The sequence below is a fragment of the Actinotalea fermentans genome, assembly GCF_007991475.1.
Lineage (GTDB): Bacteria > Actinomycetota > Actinomycetes > Actinomycetales > Cellulomonadaceae > Actinotalea > Actinotalea fermentans.
In genome coordinates this window covers 83,613-95,886 of sequence record NZ_BJYK01000001.1, presented here as the reverse complement: position 1 = coordinate 95,886, position 12,274 = coordinate 83,613, and the positions used below count along the sequence as shown (strand labels likewise).

The 12,274-nt window shown below is 72.6% G+C and carries 9 protein-coding genes and 1 riboswitch; of the genes, 6 read left to right on the top strand and 3 right to left on the bottom strand.

Translation table 11 applies throughout. The features are described 5' to 3' along the window. Nucleotides 1–113: 113 nt before the first annotated feature. Together AFE02nite_RS00425 and AFE02nite_RS00420 are read left to right on the top strand one after the other, a co-directional pair. Nucleotides 114–890, top strand: a complete 777-nt coding sequence (locus tag AFE02nite_RS00425; RefSeq protein ID WP_034243720.1) for a hypothetical protein — start codon at nucleotides 114–116, stop codon at nucleotides 888–890. 114 nt (nucleotides 891–1,004) lie between these two features. Next, nucleotides 1,005–1,820, top strand: a complete 816-nt coding sequence (locus tag AFE02nite_RS00420) for a DeoR/GlpR family DNA-binding transcription regulator (RefSeq protein WP_034243722.1) — start codon at nucleotides 1,005–1,007, stop codon at nucleotides 1,818–1,820. Between the two features lie 25 nt (nucleotides 1,821–1,845). Here the strand turns inward: AFE02nite_RS00420 and AFE02nite_RS00415 are convergent, their stop codons facing one another. Together AFE02nite_RS00415 and AFE02nite_RS00410 are read right to left on the bottom strand one after the other, a co-directional pair. Beyond that, on the bottom strand, nucleotides 1,846–4,989 hold the full coding sequence (locus tag AFE02nite_RS00415; protein ID WP_186814432.1) for an NPCBM/NEW2 domain-containing protein: 3,144 nt from the start codon (nucleotides 4,987–4,989) through the stop codon (nucleotides 1,846–1,848). A gap of 325 nt (nucleotides 4,990–5,314) precedes the next feature. After that, nucleotides 5,315–5,545 carry a BldC family transcriptional regulator gene (locus AFE02nite_RS00410; protein WP_052113423.1) on the bottom strand — a complete coding sequence of 77 codons (231 nt, stop codon included), beginning with the start codon at nucleotides 5,543–5,545 and terminating at the stop codon, nucleotides 5,315–5,317. Nucleotides 5,546–5,564: 19 nt separating this feature from the next. Next, nucleotides 5,565–5,639, bottom strand: a riboswitch (cyclic di-GMP riboswitch). Nucleotides 5,640–5,858: 219 nt separating this feature from the next. Between AFE02nite_RS00410 and AFE02nite_RS00405 the strand changes: the two genes are divergently transcribed. Both AFE02nite_RS00405 and AFE02nite_RS00400 read left to right on the top strand, forming a co-directional pair. Continuing rightward, nucleotides 5,859–6,308, top strand: coding sequence for an SRPBCC family protein (locus AFE02nite_RS00405; RefSeq protein ID WP_034243724.1), 450 nt, complete (start codon nucleotides 5,859–5,861; stop codon nucleotides 6,306–6,308). 131 nt (nucleotides 6,309–6,439) lie between these two features. Further along, a complete protein-coding gene (locus AFE02nite_RS00400; RefSeq protein WP_034243725.1) occupies nucleotides 6,440–7,624 on the top strand; it encodes a MalY/PatB family protein in 1,185 nt (394 codons plus the stop codon). Nucleotides 7,625–7,637: 13 nt separating this feature from the next. Here the strand turns inward: AFE02nite_RS00400 and AFE02nite_RS00395 are convergent, their stop codons facing one another. Beyond that, the gene (locus AFE02nite_RS00395) at nucleotides 7,638–8,108 is read right to left on the bottom strand and encodes an Hsp20/alpha crystallin family protein (protein ID WP_034243743.1); all 471 of its coding nucleotides are present in this window, start codon (nucleotides 8,106–8,108) and stop codon (nucleotides 7,638–7,640) included. A gap of 287 nt (nucleotides 8,109–8,395) precedes the next feature. Between AFE02nite_RS00395 and adhE the strand changes: the two genes are divergently transcribed. Together adhE and AFE02nite_RS00385 are read left to right on the top strand one after the other, a co-directional pair. Beyond that, entirely contained in the window at nucleotides 8,396–11,113 is a 2,718-nt protein-coding gene (gene adhE, locus AFE02nite_RS00390; protein WP_052113424.1) for a bifunctional acetaldehyde-CoA/alcohol dehydrogenase, read from the top strand. A gap of 186 nt (nucleotides 11,114–11,299) precedes the next feature. Continuing rightward, on the top strand, nucleotides 11,300–12,253 hold the full coding sequence (locus AFE02nite_RS00385; RefSeq protein WP_261765335.1) for an aldose 1-epimerase family protein: 954 nt from the start codon (nucleotides 11,300–11,302) through the stop codon (nucleotides 12,251–12,253). Nucleotides 12,254–12,274 lie beyond the last annotated feature (21 nt).

The window sequence follows — 12,274 nt, the reverse complement described above, 5'->3', positions numbered from 1 at the left end:
GGCCGCGCGCACAGGGCTCAGGAGAGTAGACCGGTCATGAGCGCCCCGACGTCACGGTCGGCCCCGTCGGCGACCCGAGCCGGGCGGCCGATCGAGCAGCAACGGGGGCACAGATGGACGCGCGCGACAGCATCGATCACCCGCAGCACCAGGCGCACGGCCCGGACAGGACCAGTGCACCACCTGCCGTCCGCTGGTACCGGCGCCCATGGGGCGTCGCGGTCCTCGCGGCCGCGGTCCTTCTCGTCGTCGGTGGCGTGGCCGCCGCCGTGGCGCTTGCCGGCGGCGACGACGGCGCCGATCCGGTCGTCGCCTCGCCCTCCTCCCCGGCGACGCAGACGCCGACGCCGAGCACCACACCGACGCCGACGCCCACCGCGGCCCCCTCGGTGACGCAGGAGCCCGAGGCGCCCGCCATCCCCGGGCTCGAGGCCTGCGGAACGGTCGTCCCGGCGCCTGCTGAGACCTCCCCCGACCTCTGGGTCGGCGACTACGGCGGGGGTATCGACGGCGACGTCATGGTGCCGCTGGACCTCGGCTGGTCGGCCATCACCGGCGAGGACTGGAGCGGGCAATCGGTGGCGGCGACCGTCGTCGGGCTGTGGCTCGTCTCGGAGCAGGACGTCGTCGTCGCCGTCCCCACCACGCCGCCCCCGGCGTCCGTCCCGGTGACGATGACATCGGGCTCGGAGGGTGGCGGCAGCGGGAGCGAGGGCCGGATCGAGCTCAGCACCCAGTTCGCGGCCTGCCCGGACGGCACGGGCGCCCTCCCCGCCGCGACGTACCGCGCGCGGATCGGCGTCGAGCTGAGCAACGGATCGAGCACCGAGTCCGCCTGGGGGGACATCCCGGTGTTCCTCCCGGACTACGCGACCGCCACCGCCGGGTGACCGGCACCGGCCCTTGGGCGCCCCACCCCGCCCGGGCCGGGGCGCACCACATCTGAGCCGTCGCGCACCTACGCTGGTGCGGCATCGTGCCGTGCGAGGCGGAGAGGAGCGGCGGTGCTCGCCAGCCAGCGCCAGGCGCTGATCCGTGACATGGTCCGCGCCCACGGCAGCGTCCGCGTCACCGATCTCGTGCGCGAGCTCGACGTGTCGGCGATGACGATCCGCCGCGACCTCGACCACCTCGCCCAGGAGGGCACCGTCCAGAAGGTGCACGGGGGCGCCACGCTCCCCGGCCGTTCGACGACCGACGAGCCTGGCTTCGAGTCCAAGCTGGTCCGGGACCTGGCGGAGAAGGAGGCGATCGCCGCCCTGGCGGCCACGCTGGTGCGCCCGGGCTCGGCGATCGGGCTCTCGGCGGGCACGACGACGTGGACGCTCGCGCACCGCCTGCTCGGCGTCGACGGCATCACCGTCGTGACCAACTCCGTGCGGGTCGCGGAGGTGTTCGACGGACAACCGGGAGAGCGCACGGTGGTGCTGACCGGGGGCGTCCGCACACCGTCGGACGCGCTCGTCGGGCCGGTCGCCGTCGGCAGCCTGCGGCACATCAACCTCGACGTCGTCTTCCTCGGCACCCACGGCATGGACGCCCACCGGGGGTTCACCTCGCCCAACCTGCTCGAGGCCGACATGAACCGGAGCCTCGTGGCGTCGGCACAGCGCGTGGCCGTGGTGGCGGACCACTCGAAGTGGGGACTCGTCGGGATGGGCACGTTCGCGGCGCTGGAGGACGTGGACGTCCTCGTCACGGACGACGGCCTGCCGGCAGCGGCGTTGGAGTCGCTCGAGGCGGCCGTGGACGAGGTGCTCGTCGCGACCACGCTGCCGCTGGGCGGGCAGGTCGCGGCCGCGCCCCGGCCGGCGGTGTGACCGGGGCGCGACCGCGACCAGCGGATCAGCCGTCCGCGCAGACGAGCCGGGCGTCCGCCCAGTCGGCGTGGTCGAAGTTCTTGCCGTTCGTGGCCTCGTGCGCCCGAAGCGTGAGCCGCCGCACGTCGGACACGTCGACCGCCATCGGCACGCCGCCGTCGGCACTGGTGACGACGCCCGTCTGAGCCAGGAGGGCGCCGTCGCCCCAGACCTCGAACCGCACGGACCCGCTCTGGGAGACCTCGTCGTCGATCCCGACGACGGCCTCGAACACCGTGCACGAACGCCCGAGCCACACGGTCAGCTGGCCCGTGGCGTGCATGCCGATGCCCTTCGCGTAGACGGCGCCCGCGATGGTCAGCGGACGACCGTCGCCCCGCGCCGCCTCCCCGTTGGACATGTCCCGCTCGATCGGGCCGTAGCCGTTCGACTCGCCGGTCCACTCGAGGTCGCTGACGTACGGCGTGCCGGTCGGTCCGGCGGGCTCCTCCGGGGGTTGCGGTCCCTCGGCGTCACCGCACCACACGCGGGCGTCGCCCCAGTCGGTGTGGTCGTTGTTCTTGCCGTCCCCGCCGTCGGTCGTCTGGAGCGTGAGCCGGTCCACCCCGCGGACGTCCACCACCATCTCGTACGGGTCGGAGGTCGCGCGCAGGACGGGTGACTCGGCGAGGATCCGCCCGTCGCCGAGCACACGGAAGGCCGCTGAGCTCTCCTGCGGCTTCTCGACGCCGTCGTCGGTGCCCACCACGGCACGGAATACGGAGCACTGCTCGCCCGTCCACACCGTCACGGTGCTCGGGGCGTGGGTGCCGATGCCCTTGTCGAAGACGGTGCCGCGGATGGTCAGGGGCGTGCCGGCGTTCGCCGCGTCACGCCTGTTGCTGGCCCACCCCGACGCGTCCTCGAGCCACGGCAGGTCCGACAGCCAGGCTGCCCCGGTCGGCGCGTCGGGCGCCACGAAGACGTCGATCCCCTCCGCGGCGAAGACGTCGCGCCCGCCGGACGTGAACGCCGCCCCGACGGCGACCTCGACGTCACCGCGCACGGCCTCCGGGCCGACCGTCAGCCGCCACGCGCCCTCGAGCACGTCGCCCGTGGCGATGGCGTCGCGGGTGACGGGCGCGCCGTCGAGCGTCCACCCGGCCGGCACGCGCGGCCCGAAGACCACGTCCGTGCCGCTCCCGGAGGTGACGACCGCCCGGGCGCTGACCTCGACGACGTCGCCCACCTCGAGCTCCGCCGCCGTCGGCGTGACCGTCACGTCCAGCGTCGCCGTGGGCTCCACGGGCGTCCAGCACGAGGTCCGGCCCGGGGTCGCCGGGCAGGCGACGACCACCGCTCCCCCGTTGCTCGCCGTCGTGACGCGGACCACGTCACGGGACGTCAGGGTCGCCACGTCACCCGCGAGCACGGACCCGTCGCCGCCGGCGTCGCTGATCGTGTGCACGATCCACGGCCCGTCGGCCAGCACGGCCAACGGGATCTCGAGCGACGCCGGCGCACCGGCGCGCATCGCCCCGACGAACCAGGTGTCACCCGACCTGCGCGCCAGCACGACGTGCTCGCCGGGCTCGCCCGAGACCAGCTGGGTCTCGTCCCAGACGGTCGGCAGGTTCTGCAGGAACTCCTCGGCGATCGGCTCCGCCGCGTAGCTCTCCGGCTTGTCGGACATGTGCTGCCAGGCCGACTCGTAGACGACGCTCATCGCGAGCTCGTGCGCCTTAGACGAGTTCCCGTTCCCGCGGGAGAACGTCACCGGCGTCCAGTCCATCGAGCCGACGACGCCGCGCGCGAACGGAACGGTGAGGGAGCGCGCGGACGAGATGCCGTTCTCGGCGCCGCGGACGGCCTCGTAGCTCATGATGTGCGGCCACGTGCGCTGCAGCCCGTGCGGGAGCGTCGAGCCGTGGAAGTTGATCATCAGCTCGTGGCGCGCCGTGTCGGCCAGGACGTCGTCGTACCACTGGTGCGTCGCCTGGCTGTCGGAGTCCATGAAGTCGACCTTGATCCCGGCGACCCCCCACTCCTTGACGAGCGGCAGCCAGTGGTCGCGCTGCTCCTGCGTCCACAGGTCGCGGCTGTGGAACCAGACGATCGTGTCGACGCCGCGCGCGTTCGCGTAGCGGGTGACCCTCGGCACCCAGTCGGCGCTCCACCCCTCGTCGAGCAGGACGTACTCCCACCCGTTGCGTGCCGACAGGTCCACGAAGTCGCGCTGCCGGGCTTCGTCGCGCGGGCTGCCCCAGTCGGTCATCCAGCTCCAGCTCGACACCCCCGGCTCGATCCAGCTCGTGTCGGCCAGGCGGCTCGGGTCGGCGAGGTCGTCGACGAGCGTCGACTCGACGACCGTGTCCAGCCCGCCGACGACGGCGACGCGCCACGGGGTCTCGAGCGGGCCGTCGTGCGTGACCGGCTCACCGCCGTAGAGCCCGAGGCCGTAGGCGAGCGAGCCCGCCTCGTGGACCAGGTGCGAACCGGCGTACCGACCGTCGACGGCCGCCTCGGTCAGCAGGGTGTAGGTGTCGCCCGTCTGGAAGAGGGCCGGGAACGCGAGGTCACCGGCGACGTTCCCGGCGATGCTCCGCTCCGTCCAGTCAGCCTCGTAGTTCGGCTGGTACCCGGTCTGGTTCCAGGCGGTCCCGTCCGCCGCGAACACCCAGCGCCCGGTCTCCTGGCGCACGACGTGCCGGGCGTCCTCGGGCAGCACGTACCGGTAGGCCACGCCGTCGGCGGACACGCGGACGCGCAGCTCGAGCTGCGCGCCGTCCTCCGTCGACAGGTCGAAGACCGACTCCGTCGCGCGGTACCGCCGCTCCTGGGCCTTCCCGGCGATCATGGAGTAGGTCTCGTCGACCGGGCGGGTCGTCCGCCCCTCGACGCGCAGGCCGGTGCTGAGGTCGGCGCGGTCCGTCACGAGGCCGAGCTGTTCGACGGTCATCACCTCCGAGCTGCGGCGGCGGACCTCGAGCGAGAGGTCACCCTCCTCGAGGACGAGCCGGGCACGGATCTGTCCCGGGCCGTTGACGGGCCAGCTCGCCGCACCGCCCGGCGGTTGGGCGACCGCCGCTGCGGCCGGCACGAGCGCTCCGAGGGTCAGGAGCACCGTGAGGGCGGGGGCGAGGCGTCGCATCGGCGCCGTCAGGCGCGCGGAGCGTGGTCGTGGCGTCATGGGTCCCCTTCGACTCAGGCCTGCGAGGGGGCGTCGTCGCCCGCCCCGGTACCCCGTACGCGGCCCGACAGCGCGCGATTCGCACATAATCGACCGTGACTAACGGGGTACGGCGCCACTTTCGCACAGATTCGCACAGAGTCAACCCCTCGCCCTTCCCGATGCGGCGGTGGGTCACCGTGCGGAAAGCCGGCTCGCTCGCGCCCGCCGCCCGGACAACGCACGAGCCCCCCGGGGGTCACCAGGGGGGCTCGTGGAGGTGCAGGTCCGCGCGTGCGGCCGCTGTTACCGCGTGCGCGGAAGGGGGATCAGACGTCGGTCCCGATCAGAAGTCCGTGTCGCGCGGGGCGGGGATGCCGGTGAGCAGGCTCCGGACCTCCGCCTCGCTGTAGCGACGGTGACCGCCGAGCGTGCGGATGGCCGAGAGCTTGCCGGCCTTGGCCCAGCGGGTCACGGTCTTGGGGTCCACACGGAACATGCTCGCCACCTCGGAGGGGGTGAGCAGTGCGCCAGGCGTCTCGGTGCGGTTCGCCTTGGCTGGGGTCTGAGGCGACATGTGCGCTCTCCTTTGTCGTTCGGTTCGCCCGGCCGACCTCGAGGGTCCCGTGGCTTTGCGTCCCCACCTCGCGGTGGGTTTGCCCTTTTCGCTGACATGGACAGGGTGCCACAAAACCGGACATTGACCAAGGATCGAACCCCGGCGTGGCGAAAGATCACCCGTTTGGCACAACCCGCTCACCCGTGCGGAGTAACCCCGGCCGAGCCGGGGACAACGCCCACCGGCGACCCCGCTCGACGGGCGGGTCCGCCTCCCCACACCTAGCGTGGACAGCGACCGATCGTCAATCTCTCACGCGGAGGTGGCTGACATGCCGACCGTCGAGCAGTCCATCGACGTCAACGTCCCGGTGGCCACGGCCTACAACCAGTGGACGCAGTTCGAGACCTTCCCCGAGTTCATGAGCGGCGTCGAGGAGGTCCACCAGCTCACCGACGAGATGACCCACTGGCGCACCACCGTCGGCGGCGTGGAGCGGGAGTTCGACGCCGCGATCACCGAGCAGATCCCCGAGGAGCGCGTCGCTTGGCGCAGCGTCGACGGCAAGACCCACGGGGGCGTCGTGACGTTCCACCGCCTCTCCCCCGACACCACGCGCGTCATGGTGCAGATCGACTGGGAGACCGAGTCCCTCACCGAGAAGGCGGGTGCGCTCGTCGGCGCGGACGACATGCAGGTCAAGCGGGACCTGGGTCGCTTCAAGGAGTTCATCGAGTCCCGCGGCACCGAGACCGGCGCCTGGCGCGGCGAGGTGCACTGACCCGGCACACCGGCCACCCGAGGGCCACGACGGCCGTCCGAGGCGCCTTCGGCCACCCGGCCGGGGGCGCCTCCGGTGTCCCTGGGACCCAGGGCTCCGACCGCTCCGTGCGCGACCGATACGGTGCGCCCATGAGCGACCCTCGTGACCTCCTCGACCCCGACGCCCTGCGCGCACGCGGCAGCCTCAAGTGGACCGGGATGCCGGCGGACATCGCCGCCTGGGTGGCCGAGTCTGACCTCGGCGTCGCCCCCGTGGTCCTCGAGGCGGTGCACGACGCCGTCGGCCGCGGCCTGCTCGGCTACCTGCCCCCGGCCGTGCGCGCCGCGCTCGGCGAGGCCTTCGCCTCCTGGGCCGGGCACGCCTACGACTGGCACCTCGACCCTGCGCGGGTGCGCCCCGTCGGTCACGTGACCGAGGGCCTGCGCCTGGCGATCGACCTCTTCTCCCGCCCCGGCTCGCCGGTCATCCTGCCGACGCCGGCGTACATGCCGTTCGTCACCGCCCCTGCGGTCTGGGGCCGCGAGGTGATCCAGGTCCCGATGGCGCGCGACGCCGTCGGCCGCCCGACCCTCGACCTCGACGCCGTCGACGCCGCGTTCCGGGCCGGCGGGCACCTCTTCGTGCTGGTCAACCCCCAGAACCCGACGGGCCGCGTCGCCGAGCGGGCCGAGCTCGAGGCCCTCGCCGAGGTGGTCGAACGGCACGGCGGCCGGGTGTTCGCCGACGAGATCCACGCCCCACTGGTGCACGGGTCGGGCCGGCACGTCCCCTACGCCTCGGTCTCGCCCGCGACCGCCGCGCACACCGTCACCGGGGTGTCCGCGTCGAAGGCCTGGAACATCCCCGGCCTGAAGTGCGCGCAGGTCGTGCTCACCAACGACGCCGACCTCGAGACGTGGCGCCGGCACGACGACCTGCTCACCGAGGGCGCGTCGACCGTCGGCGCGGTGGCCAACACGGCCGCCTACACGCATGGTCGCGCGTGGCTCGCCGACACGCTCAGCTACCTCGACGGCAACCGCCATGCCCTGGCCGAGGGCCTCGCCGTCGACCCGCGCATCGGGTACCGGATGCCCGAGGGGACCTATCTCGCCTGGCTCGACCTGCGCGAGGCCCTCGCGGCCCTCCCCACGGGCGCCGGTCCGGGGGCCGAGCCGCTGGGCACCTGGCTGCGGCGCACGACGGGCGTCGCGCTGACCGACGGCGCCCTGTGCGGCGAGGCGGGCGCCGGGCACGTCCGGGTGAACCTCGCGATGCCGCGCCCGCTCGTGGTCGAGGCAGGACGGCGCATCGCCGCCTGCCTCGACCGGTGAGCGACGCCCGGCGTCAGCTGCCGGAGACCTCCGCGCGGGGCTGGTCGCCCGCATGGATCGCGGTGGCCTCGTGCGCGCGCCGCACCTCGATGCGCCGTGGCTTGGCCTCCTCGGCGACCGGGATGGTCAGCGTGAGCACGCCGTCGGCGTAGCTGGCCGTGATGCGGTCCAGCGCCAGGCCGCGACCGAGCGTGAGCTGACGGACGTAGGTGCCCGTGGGGCGCTCCCGCGCCAGCCACTGCAGGTCGGTCTCGGTGCGGGCGGTCCGCTCGGCGCGGATCGTCAGGGTGCGGTCCTCCACGTTCACGTCCACGCTGCCCGGGTCGGCGCCCGGAAGGTCGACGTGCAGCACGTAGTGGTCGCCGGCACGGTAGAGATCGACGGGCATCGCCGCCGCGTTCAGGGCCGACGACTCGCGCACCGCGCCCATCATCTGGTCCATCCACCGAGCCGTCTCGGCGAACGGGTCGAAGCGCGTAGCCACGCTCACCACCTCCTCCGGATGCGTCCCGGACCGTCCGGGACGTCGCGTGGACCCGGGCCGTGAGCGGCGGCTGAGCGCCGGGCTCCGACCCGGGCGGCTACGCCTCCATTGTTAGCACTCTCCCTCGCTGAGTGCCAGTGGTGGGATGACCTCCGGGCAGCACCGTGAAAATCGCCCGTCTGCGCCGGGACTTTGGGCACAAGGAAAGTCATCCCAGGTCGCCTAGCGTCGATCTCGGGTCAAGGGCGATCCACTCCGACAGAGCAGACCGGCCCGGGAGGATCCCCGTGAGCAACCGCAAGAACGGCGGCGACGCCGCAGTCCCCGTCCAGCGACCGGCCACCGGGAGCGCGATCGACACGCTCGTCGCGGGCGCCGCCAAGGCACTCGCCGCGTACGCGTCGTTCACGCAGGAGGACGTCGACCACATCGTCAAGAAGGCCTCCGTCGCCGCCCTGAACAAGCACGGTGAGCTGGCCAAGCTCGCGGTCGAGGAGACCCGGCGCGGCGTCTTCGAGGACAAGGCCGTCAAGAACATCTTCGCGTGCGAGCACGTGACGCACTCGATGGCCGAGCTCAAGACGGTCGGCATCGTCGGCCGCGACGACCTGCACGGCATCGTCGAGATCGCCGAGCCCGTGGGCGTGATCTGCGGCGTCACCCCGGTCACCAACCCGACCTCCACGGCGATCTTCAAGTCGCTCATCGCGCTGAAGACCCGCAACCCGATCATCTTCGCGTTCCACCCGTCGGCTCAGGCCAGCTCCGTCGAGGCCGCCAAGGTGGTCCGCGACGCCGCGGTCGCCGCCGGCGCTCCCGAGCACTGCATCCAGTGGGTCGAGCAGCCGTCCATCGACGCCACCAACGAGCTCATGAACCACCCGGGCGTCTCGCTCATCCTGGCCACCGGCGGGAACGCGATGGTCAAGGCCGCCTACTCGTGCGGCAAGCCCGCCCTGGGCGTCGGCGCGGGCAACGTCCCCGCGTACGTCGAGAAGTCGGCCAAGCTCAAGCGCGCGATCAACGACATCGTGATGAGCAAGTGCTTCGACAACGGCATGGTCTGCGCGTCCGAGCAGGCCGCGATCCTCGACGCCGACATCTACGACGCCGCGATGGCCGAGTTCGCCCGGCTGCACGCCTACCGCTGCAACGCGGAGGAGAAGGCCAAGCTCGAGCAGCTTATCTTCGGGGTCACCGCCGCGGACGCGAACTGCGCCGGCGCCAAGCTCAACGCCGCCGTCGTCGGTCAGTCCCCGGTCCGGATCGCCGAGATGGCCGGCTTCACCGTGCCGGAGGACACCTCGATCCTGGTCGCCGAGGTCTCCCAGGTCGGCCCGGGCGAGCCGCTGACCCGCGAGAAGCTCTGCCCCGTGCTGGCGGTCCTGCGGGCCGAGACGCGCGAGCAGGGCCTGCTCATGGCCGAGGCGATGGTGGAGTTCGACGGCCTCGGCCACTCCGCCGCGATCCACACCGAGGACGCGCAGCTCGCCGAGGAGTTCGGCCGCCGGGTCAAGGCCGTCCGCGTGATCTGGAACTCGCCGTCGTCCCAGGGCGGCATCGGCGACATCTACAACTCCTTCATCCCCTCGCTGACGCTCGGCTGCGGCTCGTACGGCGCGAACTCGGTGTCCAACAACGTCTCGGCGGTGAACCTCATCAACATCAAGCGGATCGGCCGGCGCAACAACAACCTGCAGTGGTTCAAGGTGCCGGCGAAGACCTACTTCGAGCCGAACGCCATCCGGTACCTCGAGGACATGTACGGCGTGGACCGCGTGACGATCGTCACCGACGCCACGATGACCAAGCTCGGCTTCGTCGACCGGATCATCGACGTCCTCAACCGCCGCCCGGGCAAGGTGGCGCTGCAGATCATCGACAACATCGAGCCCGAGCCGACCATCGCGTCGGTGAACCGCAACACGGAGCTCATGCGCGAGTTCGGCCCGGACACGATCATCGCCCTCGGCGGTGGTTCGCCGATGGACGCCGCCAAGGTCATGTGGCTGCGGTACGAGCACCCGGAGATCGTCTTCGCCGACATGCGCGAGAAGTTCTTCGACGTCCGCAAGCGCGCCTTCAAGTTCCCGACGCTCGGCGAGGTCGCGAAGCTCGTCTGCATCCCGACGACGTCGGGCACCGGCGCGGAGGTCACCCCGTTCGCCGTCATCACCGACGAGAAGACCGGCGTGAAGTACCCGCTCGCGGACTACGCGCTCACGCCGACCGTCGCGATCGTCGACCCGGCGCTGACCGGCAAGATGCCTGGCTTCCTCGCCGCCGACTCGGGCTTCGACGCCCTCACGCACGCCACCGAGGCGTACGTGTCCGTCTACGCCAACGACTTCACCGACGGCATGGCGCTGCACGCCATCAAGCTCATCTTCGAGAACCTCGAGGAGTCGGTGAAGGGCGGCGAGGCCGCCGTCACGGCGCGGGAGAAGATGCACAACGCCGGGACCATCGCCGGCATGGCGTTCGGCAACGCGTTCCTCGGCATCGTGCACGCGATGGCGCACACCGTGGGCTCGACCTTCCACCTGGTGCACGGCCGCACGAACGCGACGCTGCTGCCCCACGTGATCCGGTACAACGGCACGGTCCCGACCAAGCTCACGAGCTGGCCGAAGTACGAGTACTACGTCGCCCCGGAGCGATTCCAGCAGATCGCCAAGCACCTGGGCCTGCCCGCCGCCACCCCGGAGGAGGGCGTCGAGTCCTACGCCGCGGCGGTCGAGCGGCTGCGCGACGCCGTCGGGATCCCGCCGTCGTTCCAGGCGCAGGGCGTCTCGGAGCAGGCGTTCATCGGCAAGCTCGACGACCTCGCGATGCGGTCCTACGAGGACCAGTGCGCGCCCGCGAACCCGCGCATGCCGATGCTCGACGACATGAAGGACCTGATGACCGCGGCGTTCTACGGGACGTCGCTGCAGGACGTGCGCCGGCGGCGCGCGGCGTCGGCTGACGAGCGGTCCGCCCAGGAGACCGAGACCGTCGCCTGACGCGGGCGTGCCCGCCCGGTCGCGCGGGCGGGCACGCCCATCCCGGCCAGCGGCCGTCGTCCCCTGGGGGACGGCGGCCGCTCGTCGTTGCGGGCCTCGGCCGCTGCCGTATCCGTCGGCGAGACATCCGGCCTTCTGGGCCGGAGATCCGGCCTCGTGCCGCGTCCGGGGCACTAGCCTGCCGGGGTGATCTCCCAGCCCGCCGGCGACGCCGCCGCACCCCTGTCCGGCCACCAGCTCAGCATCGCCTCCGGCGAGCACGAGGCCACCGTCACCGACATCGGCGCCAAGGTGCGTCGCTACTCCGTCGGCGGGCGCGACGTCTTCACGCCCTACCGCGAGGACGAGGTGGCCCCCGCCGGCCACGGCGCGCTCCTCGCCCCGTGGCCCAACCGGCTGCGCGACGGCCGGTACTCGTTCGGGGGGGCGGAGTACCAGGTCGACCTCAGCGAGCCGAAGACCAGCACGGCCCTGCACGGCCTGGTGATGTGGCAGCGCTGGTCCGTCGTGCCCGTCGACGACGCGGACCACGCCCGTGGCGCGGCCGTGACGCTCCAGGTCCGGCTGCCCGCCAGCGGCGGCTACCCGTTCGACCTGCTGCTGCAGGTCACCTACCGGCTCTCCGACGCCGGCCTGCACGTGCGCACGACGGCCACGAACCTCGGCGCGAGCGCCGCGCCCTACGGCGTCGGCTTCCACCCGTGGCTCTCGCCCGGCGAGGGCTCGCTCGACGAGTGCACCTTCCAGCTCGACGCCGCCACGCGCGTCCTCGTCGACGACCGCCTGCTGCCGACGGGCACCGAGCCCGCCTCCGGCGACTACGACCTCCGGGCGGCCAGGTCCGCGCGCGGCCTCGACCTCGACGACGCCTACCTCGACGTCGTCCGGGACGCGGACGGCCTGTCGTGGGCCCGCCTCACCGGCGCCGACGGGCGCACGGCCGCCGTCTGGATGGACGAGTCGATGGACTGCTGGCAGGTCTGCTCGGGCGACCACATCGACCCGACGCACTACCGCCGCACCGGCATGGCCGCGGAGCCGATGAGCTGCATCGCCGACGCCTTCCGCACGGGCGACCGGCTCGTCGTCCTGGAGCCCGGTGCGTCGCACACCGTCACCTGGGGCGCGACGCTCCTGTGAGACACCTGCCGGGCCCGCCCC

Coding starts and splice junctions, on each gene's coding strand:
- AFE02nite_RS00415 (WP_186814432.1), bottom strand. CDS start 4,989: ATGACGCCACGACCACGCTCCGCGCGCCTGACGGCGCCGATGCGACGC.
- AFE02nite_RS00425 (WP_034243720.1), top strand. CDS start 114: ATGGACGCGCGCGACAGCATCGATCACCCGCAGCACCAGGCGCACGGC.
- AFE02nite_RS00405 (WP_034243724.1), top strand. CDS start 5,859: ATGCCGACCGTCGAGCAGTCCATCGACGTCAACGTCCCGGTGGCCACG.
- AFE02nite_RS00400 (WP_034243725.1), top strand. CDS start 6,440: ATGAGCGACCCTCGTGACCTCCTCGACCCCGACGCCCTGCGCGCACGC.
- AFE02nite_RS00410 (WP_052113423.1), bottom strand. CDS start 5,545: ATGTCGCCTCAGACCCCAGCCAAGGCGAACCGCACCGAGACGCCTGGC.